The sequence below is a fragment of the Streptomyces sp. NPDC087215 genome (assembly GCF_044744885.1).
GTDB lineage: Bacteria > Actinomycetota > Actinomycetes > Streptomycetales > Streptomycetaceae > Streptomyces.
Genome location: NZ_JBIUZD010000012.1, coordinates 1 through 15,539 on the forward strand (window position 1 = coordinate 1; position 15,539 = coordinate 15,539).

Here is a 15,539-nt window from a genome sequence, read left to right on the forward strand (position 1 = left end):
GCTCACCATCAATCCGGCCGTCGCCCACGGCCTCGCCCATGAGATCGGCTCCATCGAGGTCGGCAAGATGGCCGACATCGTGCTGTGGAAGCCGCCCTTCTTCGGCGCCAAACCGCAGATGGTCCTCAAGAACGGCTTCCCCGCGTACGGAGTGACCGGCGACCCCAACGCCGCCACGGACACCTGCGAACCCCTGGTGCTCGGGCCGCTGTTCGGCGCCCACGGCGCCGCCCCCGCCGAGCTTTCGGTGGCCTTCGTCAGCCGTGCAGCCGCCGAGTCGGGCTCGCCCGGCCGTCCCTACGACGCCCTCGGCACCCGGCGCCGCAGGGTCGCCGTCCGGGACACCCGGGGCATCGGGCCGGCGCAGATGGTCGGCAACGCGCGAGTGGGGGACGTCCAGGTCGATCCACGCGACGGACTGGTGACGCTCGACGGCTCCCCGCTGCGCTCGGAACCGGCGCAGCAGGTCTCCCTCAGCCGCCTCTATTTCCTCTGACGTGTCCCCTTCCGGTGGATCCGCCCCCAGGCACCCGCCGATGCGTTCTTAGGATCCGACTTTTTTCGCGCCCTTCATCTTGACTGAAAATTCAGTTAGGGACACGATCCTCTCCATCGAAAGAAACGAGACAATGATGGCCGCTTTCCGTATGCCCGCCGAGTGGTCCGAGCACGAGGGCTGCCTGATGGCCTGGCCCACCCGCGTCGAGCTCTGGGACGGCGTCCTGGACGCCGTGAAGCGCGAGTACGCCGATGTCGCCCGAGCCGTCGCCCGGTTCGAGCCCGTCACCATGGTCGCCCCGCCCGGCTACGGCGACGACGCCCGCGCGCACTGCGGCGAGGGCGTCACCGTCGTCGAACTGCCCCTGGACGACTCCTGGTTCCGCGACTCGGCCCCGCTCTTCGTGCTCGACGCCGACGGCCGCCGCGCGGGCGTCGACTTCCGCTTCAACGCCTGGGGCCGCAAGCACCACCCGTACGACTCCGACAACCGGGTCAGCGCCCTGCTCCTGGACCACCTCGGGATCGACCGCATCCCCTCCGGCATGATCCTGGAGGGCGGGGCGATCACCGTGGACGGCGAAGGCACCCTCATCACCACCGAACAGTGCCTCCTCCACCCCAACCGCAACCCCGACCTGAGCCGCGAGCAGATCGAGACCGAGCTGAAGGCGCGGCTAGGCGTGGAGAAGGTGATCTGGCTCCCGTACGGCGGGCTCCTCGACACCGAGACCGACGGGCACGTGGACGGCGTCTGCGCCTTCGCCGCCCCCGGCAGGGTCGTCGTCTCCCTGCCCGACGACCCGACGCACCCCGACCACGCCCGGATGCGCGCCAACCGGGCCGTCCTGGAGGTCTCGACCGACGCCCGGGGCCGCGCCCTGGAGATCGTCGACGTGCCGCAGACCGCGTTCACCGGGGTCGCGGGCGGGCGGGTGGAGGTCTCGTACCTCAACTACTACCTCGCCAACGGCGGGATCGTCGTCCCTGTCGCCGGGGTGCCGCAGGACAAGGCCGCCCTCGACGTCATCGCGGGCGCCCACCCGGGCCGGGAGGTCGTCGGAGTCCCGGCGCCGGTCATCGCCTACGGCGGAGGCGGGGTGCACTGCATCACCCAGCAGGTCCCGGCGGCGGGCCGCCCCACCCCGTAACACCGCCTCCGCCCGGCACCACCGGCGGAGAGCCCAGGGCCGCCCCGCGCGGACGCACGGGTCCACCTCGGGCCGACGCCCGGGACCGCCCGGCTCCCGGCACCCCGGGCCACCCCGCGCCGACGTGCCGTGCCACCCGGCCGCCGACACCCCGGGCCACCCCACCCAGGCCCCCGGAGCGGCCAGCCCTCGACACCCCGGACCATCGCGCCCCCGCCCGGCCCCGTGGCCTCCCTCGCGTCGTCCCCGCAGTCCCCATAGTCCTCGCCGTCCCCGCCGGGCCCGAGCCGCCGCGACCCGTACCGACCGCCGTACCGAAGCACCGACCGCCGTACCGAAAGAGAGCGCGACGATGACCACCGCACCCCCTCTCCGCGTCTCCAGACGCCGACCCGGACCGCCGCGCGGCCGGTCCGTCCCCGCGACGGCCGCGCGCGCCGCGCTCGCGCTGCTCTCCGCCGCCGTGCTCGCCGCCTGCGCCGGGCCGCCCCGCGACGCGACCGGCGGCGCGTTCGCCCTCTCCACCGGCACCCCCCGGGCCAAGGGCGACATCGACTCCTTCACCTGGGCCGTGTACGCCGAACCGCCGACGCTCGACTACACCATGGCGTTCGACTACCCGCAGAACACGATCCTCTCCAACGTGTGCGAGAGCCTGATGCGCTGGACGCCGGGCCTCGCCCTCGAACCCGGACTCGCGGAGAAGGTCACCCAGCCGGACCCGACGACCTGGGTCTACGACCTGCGGCGCGGGGTGCGCTTCCACGACGGCCGCACGATGACCGCCGACGACGTCGTGTTCAGCCTGGGCCGCCAGACCGACCCGGAGAACGCGGCGGCCTGGGCACAGAACTTCCGGAACGTCGCCTCCGTCCGCAAGACCGGACCGCTCCGGGTCACGGTCAGACTGAAGAAGCCCGACTCGCAGTTCCCCCAGTACATGGCGACCTCCGCCGGGGTCGTCGCCTCCCGGGCGGGCGTCACCACCGCGGGCAAGGACTACGGCACCTCCGGCGGGCTCGCCTGCACGGGCCCCTTCACCCTCGGCCCCTGGCAGAAGGGCCAGTCGCTCCAGCTCGACCGCTTCGACGGCTACTGGGGCAAGCGGGCCAAGGCCGGCAAGGTCGTCTTCCGCTTCCTCACCGACCCGACCGGCCGCACCAACGCCCTCCTCAGCGGCGAGGCCGACGGCGGCTACCTCATCCCCACCGAGAGCTACGACCGGCTCAGGAACAGCGGCGCCGGAACCCTCTCCTTCGGCGAGGGACTCAGCACCGTCAACGTCAACGTCACCGACATGAAGGGCCCGCTCGGCGACGTACGCGTCCGGCGGGCGCTCTCCCTCGCCCTGGACCGCGGCGGATTCGTCCGGGCCGGACTCGGCGGCGCCGGAACCGTCACCACCTCCCTGACCAGCCGCGCCGCCTGGGCGGGCGCCTCCGAGGAGACGCGCCGCGCCGCCTTCGCCGGACTGCCGCCCACCGCCCGCGACCTGGAGAAGGCCCGCGCCCTCGTCCGTGAGGCGGGCGCCACCGGCAAGACCCTCACCGTCGCCACCAGCTCCATCGGCCAGGACGTCTCCCTCCTCGCCACCGCCGTCCAGGCGGCGGGCACCAGCATCGGCCTGAAGATCAACCTCAAGTCCGTCGCGCCCAACGCCTTCACGGCCCTCTTCACCGACCCCGAGGCGCGCGAGGGCATCGACATGTTCCCGCTCACCTACTACGACTCGATCACCGACCCGCTCGACCTCCTGGCCAACTTCAGGAGCGGCGCCTACCTCAACTTCGCGGACCACCGCGACCGGCGGTACGACGAGCTCGTCGACCGGGCCACCGCCACCCAGGACCGCGGCGACCGGCTCCGGATCGAGAGCGAACTCCAGCGGCACGCCGCCGAACAGCTCCCGTGGATCCCCGTCGCCGAATGGCCCACCTCCCTCTTCCTCAACAAGAGGATCACCGGCGCCCCCACCACCATCGCCTACCTGTACTACCCGTGGGCCGCCGACGTCGGGGCCGCGCCGTGAACTTCCTGAGATTCGCCGTCCGGCGGGCCGCCGAGATGGCGGCCACCCTGCTCGTGGCGTCGTTCGTGGTCTTCGGCGCCATGTACCTGGCACCCGGCAGCCCCGCGAGCTTCCTGCTCTCCGGCCGCTCCGCGTCCCCCGAGGCACTCGCCGCCGTCAAGGCCCAGTACCACCTCGACGACCCGTTCGCCGTGCGCTACCTGAGCTGGCTCGGAGACGTCCTCCAAGGCGACTTCGGCCGCTCCCTCACCTACCGCACCGACGTCTCCCGGCTCCTCGCCGACCGGCTGCCCACCACCCTCCTCCTCATCGCCATGGCCCTCACCGCGGTGGTCGTCCTCGGTCTGCTGCTCGGACGGATCGCCGCCGTACGCGGCGGAGCCACCGACTCCGCCGTCCTCCTCGGCACCACCCTGGCCGTCGGCACCCCCTCCTTCGTCGCCGCCGTCCTCCTCCAGGGACTCTTCGCCGTCCGGCTCGGCTGGTTCCCCAGCGGCGGCGCGGGCACCGGATTCCTCGACCGGGTCTGGCACCTGACCCTGCCCGCGATCGCCCTCGCCCTCTACCTGGTCGGTATGCTCGCCCGCGTCACGCGCTCCGCCATGCTCGAAGCGCTCACCGCCGAACACGTCACCGTGGCCCGCGGCCGGGGCGTCCCCGAACGCCAGGTCATCCGCGCCCACGTGCTCCGCAACTCGCTCGGCACCGTCCTCACCACCACCGGCCTGATCGTCTCCACCCTCCTGGTGTGCACGATCCTCGTGGAGACCGCCTTCGGCATCGGCGGCATCGGACAGCTCCTCGAACTCTCCACCACCACCAAGGACTTCCCGACCGTCCAGGCCGTCTCCCTGATCATCGTCACCCTCTTCATGACGGTGAACCTCCTCGTCGACCTGCTCCTCCCGCTCGTCGACCCCCGGATCGCCCTCGGGACGAGAGGAGCGAGCACATGAGCACCGCCCTCACCCGCAGACCCGGACTCAGGGGACTGCGGGCCTCCTCCGGCCGCTCCCCCCTGCACCTCCTCAGCCTCGCCTTCGCCGCGAGCGTCGTCGCCGTCGCGCTCCTCGCGCCCTGGCTCGCCCCCCACGACCCCAACGCCGTCGACCTGGGCGCCGCCCTCGCCGGACCGTCCCCCGAACACCCGCTCGGCGTCGACGCCGCAGGCCGCGACACCCTCTCGCGCCTGCTCCTCGGCGCCCGCACCTCCCTCCTCGGACCGCTCGGCGTCGTCATCACCTCCACCCTCGTCGGCGTCGCCGTCGGCACCGCCGCCGCCTGGCGCGGCGGCAGGCTCGACACCCTCCTCTCCCGGGGCACCGAACTCGTCTTCGCCTTCCCCGGGGTCCTCCTCGCCGTCCTCGTCGTCTCCGTGTACGGCGAAGGACTCCTCGCCCCCGTCGTCGCACTCGGCGTGGCCTACCTCCCGTACGTCAGCAGGCTCACCCGCTCCCTCGTCCTCGCCGAACGCGCCCGCCCCCACATCAGCGCCTACCGCGTCCAGGGCCACTCGGGGCTCCAGATCTGCCTGCGGCACGTCCTGCCCGCCATCGCCCCCGTCGTCCTCGCCCAGGCCACCATCAACTTCGGCTACGCCCTCATGGACCTGGCCGGCCTGTCCTTCCTCGGCCTCGGCGTCCCCCCGCTCACCCCCGACTGGGGCCGCATGGTCTTCGACGGCCAGACCGCCGTCCAGTACGGCTACCCGCTCTCCGCGGTCCTGCCGTGCCTCCTCGTCGTCCTCACCGTCGTCGCGTTCAACGTGGTCGGCGAGCGCTGGGCCGACCGTGTCGCAAGGAGAGACGGATGACCCCACCGCCCCCCGCCCTGGACGTCCGCGACCTGCGGATCACCCTCCCCGGCACCGCCCGCCCGGTCCTCGACGGCGTCAGCCTCACCGTCGGCGCGGGCGAGACCGTCGCCCTCGTCGGAGAGTCCGGCTCCGGGAAGTCCCTCACCTCCCGCAGCGCCCTCGGTCTGCTGCCGCCCGGCGCCACCACCGGAGGCACGGTCCTCGTCGACGGACACGACGTCCTCTCCCTCGCCCCCGAACGGCTCCGCGCCCTGCGCGCGGGCACCGCCGCCATGGTCTTCCAGGACCCGCGCGCAGCCCTCAACCCGCTCCGGCGCATCGGCGACTTCCTCACCGAAGGGGTCCGCGCCGCCCGCACCACGGACCGTGCCGGAGCCACCGCGCGCGCCGTCGAACTCCTCGAAGCCGTCGGACTGGACGCCACCGCCCTCCCCAAGTACCCGCACCAGGTCTCCGGCGGAATGCTCCAGCGCGTCGTGATCGCCGCCGCGCTCATGGGCGATCCCGTCCTCCTCCTCGCCGACGAACCCACCACCGCGCTCGACGTCACCACCCAGGCGGAGGTGATCGCCCTCCTCGCCCGGCTCCGCCGCCGCTTCGGCACCGGACTGCTCTTCGTCACCCACGACCTCGACCTGGCCGCCGCCGTCAGCGACCGCGTCCACGTCATGTACGCGGGCCGGATCGCCGAGACGGGACCCGCCGAAGCCCTGTTCGCCCAGCCCCGCCACCCGTACACCGCGGCCCTGCTCGCCTCCACCCCCCGCCACACCGCCCCCGGCGGCAGACTCCCCGCCATCCCCGGCCGTCCGCCGGACCCGCGCACCGCCCTCACCGGCTGCGCCTTCGCCGCCCGCTGCCCGCTCGCCACCGACCTGTGCGCGGAGCGGGCACCCGAACCCGCCCGGATCGACGAGGACCACCACACGGCCTGCCACCACCACGACCGGCTCGCCGCCCGAGGGAGCACCGCCGATGACTGAACCCCTGCTGCGGGCCGACGGCCTCAGCCGTGCCTTCGGGGACGTCCACGCCGTCGACGCGGTGTCCTTCACCCTCCCCGAGGGAGGCTCGCTCGGCATCGTCGGAGGCTCGGGCTCGGGCAAGACCACCACCGCCCGGATCGTCGTCGGCCTCGAACACGCCGACACCGGCGAGGTACGGGTCCGGGGCACCGTCCGGCCCGCCCGCACCCGCGGCCGGGCCCAGCGCCTGGCCAGGGCCCGCGAGGTCCAACTGGTCTTCCAGGACCCCTACCTGTCACTCGACCCCCGCAGCACCGTCGAGCGGGCCCTGCGCGAGACCCTCCGCCTCCACTTCCCCGACCGGGACCCCGCACCCCGCGTCCGTGAACTCCTCGACCAGGTGGGCCTCGGCACCCGGACCGCCGAAGCCCTGCCCCGGCAGCTCTCCGGCGGCCAGCGCCAGCGCGTCGCCATCGCCCGCGCCCTCGCCGTCGAACCGGCCGTCCTCGTCCTCGACGAGGCCGTCGCCGCCCTCGACGTCTCCGCCCAGGCCCAGATCCTCAACCTGCTCGCCGACATCCGCGAACAGACCCCCGTCGGCTACCTCTTCATCACCCACGACCTCGGCGTGGTCCGGTGCGTCACCGACGAGCTCCTCGTCATGCACCGGGGCCGCGTCGTGGAAGCCGGGGCCACCGCCGAGGTGCTCGCCGCGCCCCGGCACCCCTACACCCGGCTGCTCCTGGACTCCGTCCCGCGCCCCGGCTGGAACCCGGACCGGATCGCGGAAGCCCGGCAGCGCCTGATGACCGCACCCGCACCGCCCACCGCCACACCCAGGAGGCAGAAGTGAACCGACCCGCCGCACACTCCGTCCGGGCGAACCGGCCCGAAGAGACCCGGCCCGAGGACGACCGGCCCGTCCGCCCCGGCCCGAACCGGCGCGGCTTCCTCGTCGCCGCCGGACTGACCGCCGTCGGCGCCGCCCTCTCCACCACGACCGGAGGCAGAGCCCTGGCCGCCGGGACCGCCGGGACCTTCCGGGTGCCCGCCGAGGACGCCAGGCACACCCGCACCTGGATGACCTGGCCCGACAGCACCGCCATCTGGGGCAGCACCCTGAGCGGGGTCCAGGCCGACATCGCCCTGATCGCCCGCACCGTCGCGAAGTACGAACCGGTCGTGATGTGCGCCAACTCCGGCAGCGCCGCCAAGGCCCGTCAGCTGTGCGGCTCCACCGTCACCGTGATCACCACCATCCCGGTGGACGACTGCTGGACGCGGGACACCGGCCCCGTCTTCCGTACGAACGGGACCGGCGGCCTCGACGCCGTCGGCCTCAACTTCAACGGCTGGGGCAACAAGCAGACCCACGCCAAGGACGCCCTGGTCGCCGGCCGGATCGCCGCCCACGTCGGCGTGCCGATCAGCTACGCCGCCCTGGTCGGCGAGGGAGGCGCCGTCGAGCAGGACGGGGCGGGCACCCTGATGGCCACCCGCAGCAGCCTCGTCAACCGCAACCGCAACCCCGCGATGACCGAGCGCCAGGTGGAGGTCGCCGTACTCGCCGCGTACGGAGCCTCCAAGCTCATCTGGTTCGACGGCGTCAAGGGCCAGGACATCACCGACGACCACGTCGACGCCACCTCCCGCTTCCTCGGCCCCGGGGAGGCCCTCGTCCAGATGCCGCTCGCCACCGACACCGACGTGTACGCCCGGGACGCGCGCCAGCAGTACGCCCTCCTGGACGCGGCGACGACCGCCGGCGGCGTGCCGATGGACGTCACCCAGCTCCAGGGCCCGGACTACGACAAGATCCGTTCGAGGAGCAGGGACTTCCTCGCCTCCTACGCCAACTACTACCTCTGCAACGGGGCCGTCATCAGCGCCCACTTCGGTGACACCCGCGCGGACCAGGCGGCCAGGGCCACCCTGGCCCGGCTCTACCCGGACCGTGTCGTCGAACAGCTGAACATCGACCGGCTCGGCACGGGCGGCGGCGGCATCCACTGCGTCACCCAGCAGCAGCCCGTGGCGTAGCACCGCGTGAGCACGACCGGCTCAGGGCCCCGCCGTCCGGCACCACGGGACGGCGGGGCCCGCCGCGTCCCCCGGCCGGACCCCATCGAGTCGCGGGGACCCACGAACCGGGACAGGATGATTCCCTGTGGGCCCCGGAGAGCCCGTCCGGGCCTCTCCGAAGGAAGGGAGACCCCCCGGACCCCTTCCCCGAGGAGGCGGGCATGGCCGAACTCATCGTCATCGGATACGACGATCACCAGGTCGCCGAAGAGGCGCTCGCCACGGTCAAGGACCTGGAACGGGACCAGGTCGTGCGGCTCGCCGGACTCGCCGTCGTCTCCCTGGACGACGAGGGCGAGACCCATGTCGACACCAGCAGACGCGTCGTCGGCGCCACCGCCGCGACCGGCGCCCTCTGGGGAACCGTCTTCGGCATCCTCTTCCTGCTGCCCGGGGTCGGCCTCCTGACCGGGGCGGCCCTCGGCGGGCTCGTCGGCAGACTCGCGCAGTCGGGAGTCGACGACCGCTTCCGCGAACAGGTCGACGCCCTGCTCAGACCCGGCACGGCCGCCGTCGTGATCATGGCGTCGAAGGTCACGGAGGACAAGTTCACGGCCGCGATGCGGCCCTACGGCGGCACCGTCCTCAAGACCTCGCTCAGCGACGAGGACGAGAGGGAACTCGCCGAACGGCTCACCGGCCCCCAGCGGTAGCCGCCGCCCCGGGCCCGCCGCCCCCCGCAGGCCCCCGGGCCGCCCACCCCCTCACCGGAAGGACCCCCCATGGCCCCCGCGCTCAGCAGCGAAGCGCTCGCCAAGCTGCGACAGCCCCGCCCGTACCCGGCCGTGTCCCTCGTGATGCCGACCCACCGCCGCGAACCGGACGACGCCCAGGACCCGGTACGCCTCCGCAACCTGGTGAGCACGGTGGAGAAGGCGCTCCAGGACGACCCGGACGTCCCCCGCGAGCGGCGCGCCGACATCCTGGACCAGTTGCGCCGCGCGGTGGACGAGATCGACCTCGCGCACGCCGAGGACGGCCTCGTCATCCACGTGGCCCAGGGCGAGCACCAGGTGTGGACGGTCGCCCGTACGGTCCCCGAGCGCGTGGTCCTCGCCGACACCTTCCTCACCCGCAACCTCGTCGCCGCCCGAGCCGCCGAACGGCCCACCTGGGCCCTCGCGGTGGCCGCCGACCGGATCTCCCTGTGGAGCGGCAGCCCCGAGCGGACCACCGAGCACACCGGTGACGGCTTCCCGCTCACCCGCAGCCTCGAAGACCCGGACGCGGAGCGCAAGGAGCGGATCGGGGACCTCCCCAGCACCTTCCGCGACGAGGCCACCCGCCGGTTCTTCCGCGAGGCGCACGAGGCCCTGAACGCGGTCCTCGCCTCCGATCCGCGCCCGCTCCACCTGCTCGGCGAGCCCGCCGCCCTCACCCTCCTGGAGGAGACCGGACCGCTCCGGGCGGGCACCACCCCCATCCAGCACGGCGGACTCGCCCGTGGACCCGCCGCGGCCGTCCACGAGGCCGTGGAGCCCTCGCGCGCCGCCCGCGAGGCCGCCGCGTCGGCCACCGTCGTGGCCGAACTCGACACCGCACGGGGCCGCCGGGAGTTCGCCGGGGGCATCGACGAGGTGTGGCAGGCGGTGAAGGACGGCCGGATCAGACTGCTCGCCGTCGAGGACCAGTACCGCACGGTCGTACGCGAGGAGGGCGGACACCTGGAGCCCGTCGAGTCCGGGGCCACGGACTCCAGGGACGACATGGTCGACGAGATCGTCGAACGGGCCCTCGACACCGGCGCCGAGGTCCAGTTCGTCCCCGAGGACACCCTGGCCGAGCTCGGCCGCATCGCCGCCGTGCTGCGCTACTGACCCGGTAAGGAGAGGCACATGTCCGAACTCGTCGTCCTCGGCTACGACGACCTCGCCGTCGCCAACAGAGCCTTCGCCGCCGTCCGGGAACTGGAGGACGGCCATGTCGTGGAGCTGACGGGACTCGCCGTCGTGTCCGTCGACGCACAGGGCGCGACCCATGTCGACACCGCCGCGCGCAGGGAGGGACAGGTCGCCCTCTCGGCCACCGCAGGCGCCCTCTGGGGACTGGTCCTCGGCATGGTCGTCCTCACCCCGGGCATCGGCGTGATCGGCGCCGCCGTCGGCGGGCTGATCGGCAGACTGAACCGGACGGGCGTCGACAACGCCTTCCGCGACAAGGTCCGTTCGCTCCTCGAACCGGGCGGGTCCGCCGTCGTGATCATGGCCTCGAAGATCACCGAGGACCGGTTCGCCACGGCCATGGAGCCGTTCGGCGGCACCCTCCTCAAGACCTCGCTCCCCGAGGAGACCGAGCGGGACCTCGCCGAACAGCTCACCGGCCGGACCGGCACGTCCGACTGACCGGACCCGTCGTACGGGAGCCGGGCCGCCCGGAACACGACCGCGGCCCGGCTCGACGGGCAGGCCACGCGGTGACCGCCGCCGCGCCCCCGGCCCGGCTCCGCGCCCCGACGGTGACCACATCGACGCCCGCCCCGCGCGGCGGCCTGTGGTGAAGGCGGTGTCCAGGCGCATCGCGGACCGCGGCTTCGGCATCCCGGTGACGACGAGGGGCCGGGCGGCCCCGTTCCGGAACGGCGAGGCCTCGGTTCGGCGTGATTCACGCGCCGTCGGAGCGAGGGATCGACGGGTCCCGCCCGGCGCGCGCTCACCTCTCTCCGTAGTGATGTCTCGGCCAGACCGACCGAATACCACCGTCCACGTCTTTAAACCTCTTCGGCGACAAGATCGCTGGATCGAGGTAATGCCGTCAGTCCGACAAGGTGGATGAGCAGGACAGGCCGTTACTGTTCCCCGGGATCTGGACGGATTCCCTGGATTCCTCCGGGATTTCCCTCCTTCACCTGCTTTCTCCGCTTTTCGACCGGCGCGCTCGTGCGCCCGTCAGCACCCCCTCCCAAGGAGAGCTCGACCCCATGACCGTTGACACCAGCCCGGAAGCTCAGCAGGAATCGCCGAAGCAGTCCAGCCTGAGCACCGCGGCGGCCCGGAACCTCGCCACCACCACCAAGTCCGCTCCCCAGATGCAGGAGATCACCTCCCGCTGGCTGCTGCGGATGCTCCCCTGGGTGGAGACCAAGGGTGGTGCCTACCGGGTCAACCGCCGACTCAGCTACACCGTCGGCGACGGACGCATCGAGTTCGTCCAGGACGGCTCCCGCGTCCGGGTCATCCCCGGCGAGCTCGGCGAACTCGCCCTGCTCCGCGGCTTCGAGGACGAGGAGGTGCTGAGCGCGCTGGCCGGCCGCTGCGTCCAGCGCGACTTCAGCGCCGGGGAGGTGCTCGTCCAGCGCGGCGCGCCCGCCGACGAGATCCACCTGATCGCCCACGGCCGGATCAGCCAGACCTCGGTCGGCAAGTACGGCGACGAGGTCGCCGTGGCCGTGCTCGCCGACGGCGACCGGTTCGGTGAGAACGCCCTTCTGGACGCCGACGCCCGGTGGGACTACACCGCCACCGCCGAGACCTCCGGCACCCTGCTCACCCTCTCCCGCTCCGAGTTCGGCGCGGTCCTCGCCTCGGCCCCCGGCCTCCAGAGCCACATCCAGGAATTCAGCTCGCTGCCGCTCCAGCGCCAGAACAAGCACGGCGAGGCCGAGATCGCGATGTCGGCCGGTCACACCGGCGAGGTCGCCCTGCCCGGCGCGTTCGTCGACTACGAGCTGAAGCCGCGCGAGTACGAGCTCTCCGTCGCCCAGACCGTCCTGCGGGTCCACACCAGGGTCGCCGACCTCTACAACGGGCCGATGAACCAGACGGAGGAGCAGCTCCGGCTCACCGTCGAGGCCCTGCGCGAGCGGCAGGAGCACGAGCTCATCAACCACCGGGAGTTCGGTCTCCTCCACAACGCCGACTTCAAGCAGCGCATCCAGACCCACTCCGGCCCGCCCACCCCGGACGACCTCGACGAGCTGCTCTGCCGCCGCCGCGGCACCAAGATCTTCCTCGCCCACCCCAAGGCGATCGCCGCGATCGGACGCGAGTGGAACGCCCGCGGCCTCTACCCCGACACCATCGACCTCGAAGGCCACCGCATCCCGAGCTGGCGCGGTGTCCCGATCCTGCCCTGCAACAAGATCCCGATCAGTGCGGAGAACACCACCTCGATCCTCGCGATGCGCCTCGGCGAGGACAACCAGGGGGTGGTGGGCCTCCGCCAGACGGGTCTGCCGGAGGAGTACGAGCCCGGCCTGTCCGTCCGCTTCATGGGCATCAGCGAGCAGGCGATCATGTCCTACCTCGTCACCACGTACTACTCCGCCGCCATCCTCGTGCCCAACGCGCTCGGCGTCCTGGAGAACGTGCAGATCGCCCGCAGGCGCGACTAGGCCGGTGTTTCGAAAGTCCCGCCTGCCCGGCGGCGCCTGGCACGCACGCTCGCTCGCCGCGTTGTCGGGGCCACCCCGGTACAACCGGTATCGGGGCGACCCCCCGCCTTGCGATCGCACGCACCGGACGCCGCCGGGCCTGCCCTCCGGGCAGACGGCGCCACTTTCGAAACACGCCCCAGCGGAGCCGTCCGGCCCCCGCACGGAGGCCGTGACGGTCCGGATTCCCGGGCCGTCCGAGAACGCCCGGGATCCGGGACAGCCCATCCAACTCACCGAGGAGTCACGGATGCCCGAACCCGGGCCCTCCCCTCTGCTGTCGAGCCTGCCCTCCGCCACGGCCCTCTTCGGGTCCCGGGCGCTCGCCGAGGTGCTCGCCGAGGCACCCGCCGGGACGGCCGTCACCGCCGTCCTGGCGGCGTCCGCCGGGGCCCCACCGGCCGTCGAGGCCCCGGAGGCCCCGGCGCCGGAGTCCGCCCCCGCACCGCGTCCCACCCCCGCCGAATCCGCCGGAACCCCGGCGTGGTTCCTCGGCGGGCCCACCGGTCTGGGCACGGCGACCCTCTCGCTGGCCCGGCCCCCGCAGGCACCGGCCCCGCCGGAACCCCCGCTCCCCGCGGCCGCCGGGGGGAGGCCCATCCCCGGCCTCTACTTCCACCCCGTCGCCGAACCCGATCCCGTCCGGGTGGACGAGGTCAGCCGCCGGATCAAGGACTGGGCCGTGGACGAGGTCCAGCTGTTCCCCGACGACTGGGAGGGCGAGTTCGACGGCTTCTCCGTCGGGCGCTACATGGTCGCCTGCCACCCGGACGCCCCGACCGTCGAGCACATGATGATCGCCACCCGGCTGATGGTCGCCGAGAACGCCGTCGACGACATCTACTGCGAGGACCACGGCGGTTCGCCCGTCGGGCTCGGCGGACGGCTGCTCCTCGCCCACACCGCGCTCGACCCGCTGCACACCACCGAGGAGTACGCGCCCCAGTGGGCGGAGTCGCTGCACTCCGACTCCCCGCGGCGCGCGTACCGCTCCGCCATGGAGTACTTCGTCCGGCAGTCGACCCCCTCCCAGGCCGACCGCTTCCGGCACGACATGGCCCGGCTGCACATGGGTTACCTCGCCGAGGCCGCCTGGGCCGAGACGAACCACATGCCGGAGGTGTGGGAGTACCTGTCGATGCGGCAGTTCAACAACTTCCGCCCCTGCCCCACCATCACGGACACCGTCGGCGGCTACGAACTGCCCGCGGACCTGCACGCCCAGCCGGCCATGCAGCGCGTCCTCGCCCTGGCCGGCAACGCCACGACCATCGTGAACGACCTCTACTCGTACATGAAGGAACTGGACAGCCCCGGCAACCACCTGAACCTGCCCGTGGTGCTCTCCGCGCGCGAGAACCTCTCCGAGCGCGACGGATACCTCAAGGCGGTCGAGGTCCACAACGACCTCATGCGGGCCTTCGAGAGCGAGAGCGCCGCCCTGGCCCTCGCCTGCCCCGTCCCGAGCGTGCTGCGCTTCCTGCGCGGAGTCGCCGTCTGGGTCGACGGCAACCACTACTGGCACCAGACCAACACCTACCGATACAGCCTGCCCGATTTCTGGTAAGAAATGGAATTATCTGTGACCAGCACCGAGTTCACCACCGTCAACGACACCGCCGCGTTCGTCCCGAACCCGGCGACGCCTTACCAGGGCGACATCGCCCGCTACTGGAACGCCGAGGCCCGGCCGGTGAACCTGCGCCTCGGCGATGTGGACGGGCTGTACCACCACCACTACGGCATCGGTGCCGTGGACCACGCCGGCCTCGGCACCCCTGAGGACAGCGAGTACGAGAAGAAGCTGATCACGGAGCTGCACCGGCTGGAGTCGGCCCAGGCGGAGGTCCTCCTGGACCACCTCGGCGTCATCCAGGACACGGACACCCTCGTCGACGCGGGCTGCGGCCGCGGCGGTTCGAGCGTCATGGCCCACCAGCGCTTCGGCTGCAAGGTCGAGGGCGTCACCCTCTCCTCGACCCAGGCCGAGTTCGGCAACCGGCGCGCCGCGGAGCTGGGCATCGCCGACCACGTCCGCGCCCAGGTCTGCAACATGCTCGACACCCCCTTCGAGAAGGGCAGCATGGCCGCCTCGTGGAACAACGAGTCGAGCATGTACGTCGACCTCGACGACCTCTTCGCGGAGCACTCCCGCTTCCTCAAGGTCGGCGGCCGTTACGTGACCATCACCGGCTGCTGGAACCCGCGCTACGGCCAGCCCTCGAAGTGGGTCTCCCAGATCAACGCGCACTTCGAGTGCAACATCCACTCCCGCCGCGAGTACCTGCGGGCCATGGCCGACAACCGGCTCGTCCCGCAGGCCGTCATCGACCTGACGCCGGACACCCTGCCGTACTGGGAGCTGCGCGCCACCTCCTCGCTGGTCACCGGCATCGAGGAGGCGTTCATCGAGTCCTACAAGGACGGCTCCTTCCAGTACGTCCTGATCGCGGCCGACCGCGTCTGACCGGTCGCGCCCCGCCGACCGTCGGTGGCCGACCACCGACCACGGGGGCCGGGGGCGGCACCCCCCGCCCCCGCCCCCCCCCCCGACAACCCCCCCCGGGGGGGGCGGGCCGGGCCCGGGGGCCCCCCGGGGGCAACCCCCCCCCCCCCCCCCCCCCCCCCC

General features: G+C 72.7%; 14 protein-coding genes. All 14 read left to right on the forward strand.

Annotation, left to right across the window (positions count from 1 at the left end; translation table 11 throughout):
- The coding region (locus ACIO92_RS25900) for an amidohydrolase family protein (protein ID WP_402283144.1) at window positions 1–496 on the forward strand (496 nt) is incomplete at its 5' end.
- 136 nt (window positions 497–632) lie between these two features.
- The gene (locus ACIO92_RS25905) at window positions 633–1,649 is read left to right on the forward strand and encodes an agmatine/peptidylarginine deiminase (RefSeq protein ID WP_402596777.1); all 1,017 of its coding nucleotides are present in this window, start codon (window positions 633–635) and stop codon (window positions 1,647–1,649) included.
- Between the two features lie 352 nt (window positions 1,650–2,001).
- Entirely contained in the window at window positions 2,002–3,678 is a 1,677-nt protein-coding gene (locus ACIO92_RS25910; RefSeq protein WP_401239329.1) for an ABC transporter substrate-binding protein, read from the forward strand.
- Complete coding sequence (locus ACIO92_RS25915; RefSeq protein WP_402283140.1) at window positions 3,675–4,634, forward strand: ABC transporter permease; 960 nt, start codon at window positions 3,675–3,677, stop codon at window positions 4,632–4,634. Before ACIO92_RS25910 ends, ACIO92_RS25915 begins: the two co-directional genes overlap by 4 nt.
- Window positions 4,631–5,491: an ABC transporter permease gene (locus ACIO92_RS25920; protein ID WP_366443300.1), complete on the forward strand. Its 861-nt coding sequence runs from the start codon at window positions 4,631–4,633 to the stop codon at window positions 5,489–5,491. The genes ACIO92_RS25915 and ACIO92_RS25920 overlap by 4 nt, the downstream gene beginning before the upstream one ends.
- The gene (locus tag ACIO92_RS25925; RefSeq protein ID WP_366443301.1) at window positions 5,488–6,477 is read left to right on the forward strand and encodes an ABC transporter ATP-binding protein; all 990 of its coding nucleotides are present in this window, start codon (window positions 5,488–5,490) and stop codon (window positions 6,475–6,477) included. Before ACIO92_RS25920 ends, ACIO92_RS25925 begins: the two co-directional genes overlap by 4 nt.
- The gene (locus ACIO92_RS25930) at window positions 6,470–7,312 is read left to right on the forward strand and encodes an ABC transporter ATP-binding protein (protein WP_402059299.1); all 843 of its coding nucleotides are present in this window, start codon (window positions 6,470–6,472) and stop codon (window positions 7,310–7,312) included. The genes ACIO92_RS25925 and ACIO92_RS25930 overlap by 8 nt, the downstream gene beginning before the upstream one ends.
- Complete coding sequence (locus ACIO92_RS25935) at window positions 7,309–8,499, forward strand: agmatine/peptidylarginine deiminase (RefSeq protein WP_402059297.1); 1,191 nt, start codon at window positions 7,309–7,311, stop codon at window positions 8,497–8,499. Before ACIO92_RS25930 ends, ACIO92_RS25935 begins: the two co-directional genes overlap by 4 nt.
- A gap of 203 nt (window positions 8,500–8,702) precedes the next feature.
- The gene (locus ACIO92_RS25940) at window positions 8,703–9,194 is read left to right on the forward strand and encodes a DUF1269 domain-containing protein (protein WP_366443304.1); all 492 of its coding nucleotides are present in this window, start codon (window positions 8,703–8,705) and stop codon (window positions 9,192–9,194) included.
- Window positions 9,195–9,263: 69 nt separating this feature from the next.
- Window positions 9,264–10,358, forward strand: coding sequence for a chemotaxis protein (locus tag ACIO92_RS25945; RefSeq protein WP_366443305.1), 1,095 nt, complete (start codon window positions 9,264–9,266; stop codon window positions 10,356–10,358).
- 18 nt (window positions 10,359–10,376) lie between these two features.
- A complete protein-coding gene (locus ACIO92_RS25950; RefSeq protein WP_401239345.1) occupies window positions 10,377–10,883 on the forward strand; it encodes a DUF1269 domain-containing protein in 507 nt (168 codons plus the stop codon).
- Between the two features lie 575 nt (window positions 10,884–11,458).
- Entirely contained in the window at window positions 11,459–12,871 is a 1,413-nt protein-coding gene (locus ACIO92_RS25955; RefSeq protein ID WP_366443307.1) for a family 2B encapsulin nanocompartment shell protein, read from the forward strand.
- 289 nt (window positions 12,872–13,160) lie between these two features.
- On the forward strand, window positions 13,161–14,477 hold the full coding sequence (locus ACIO92_RS25960) for a family 2 encapsulin nanocompartment cargo protein terpene cyclase (RefSeq protein ID WP_402283135.1): 1,317 nt from the start codon (window positions 13,161–13,163) through the stop codon (window positions 14,475–14,477).
- Between the two features lie 15 nt (window positions 14,478–14,492).
- Complete coding sequence (locus ACIO92_RS25965) at window positions 14,493–15,377, forward strand: geranyl diphosphate 2-C-methyltransferase (RefSeq protein ID WP_401239352.1); 885 nt, start codon at window positions 14,493–14,495, stop codon at window positions 15,375–15,377.
- The last annotated feature ends 162 nt before the right edge of the window (window positions 15,378–15,539 follow it).

Coding starts and splice junctions, on each gene's coding strand:
- ACIO92_RS25960 (WP_402283135.1), top strand. CDS start 13,161: ATGCCCGAACCCGGGCCCTCCCCTCTGCTGTCGAGCCTGCCCTCCGCC.
- ACIO92_RS25930 (WP_402059299.1), top strand. CDS start 6,470: ATGACTGAACCCCTGCTGCGGGCCGACGGCCTCAGCCGTGCCTTCGGG.
- ACIO92_RS25920 (WP_366443300.1), top strand. CDS start 4,631: ATGAGCACCGCCCTCACCCGCAGACCCGGACTCAGGGGACTGCGGGCC.
- ACIO92_RS25925 (WP_366443301.1), top strand. CDS start 5,488: ATGACCCCACCGCCCCCCGCCCTGGACGTCCGCGACCTGCGGATCACC.
- ACIO92_RS25910 (WP_401239329.1), top strand. CDS start 2,002: ATGACCACCGCACCCCCTCTCCGCGTCTCCAGACGCCGACCCGGACCG.
- ACIO92_RS25945 (WP_366443305.1), top strand. CDS start 9,264: ATGGCCCCCGCGCTCAGCAGCGAAGCGCTCGCCAAGCTGCGACAGCCC.
- ACIO92_RS25950 (WP_401239345.1), top strand. CDS start 10,377: ATGTCCGAACTCGTCGTCCTCGGCTACGACGACCTCGCCGTCGCCAAC.
- ACIO92_RS25905 (WP_402596777.1), top strand. CDS start 633: ATGGCCGCTTTCCGTATGCCCGCCGAGTGGTCCGAGCACGAGGGCTGC.
- ACIO92_RS25955 (WP_366443307.1), top strand. CDS start 11,459: ATGACCGTTGACACCAGCCCGGAAGCTCAGCAGGAATCGCCGAAGCAG.
- ACIO92_RS25940 (WP_366443304.1), top strand. CDS start 8,703: ATGGCCGAACTCATCGTCATCGGATACGACGATCACCAGGTCGCCGAA.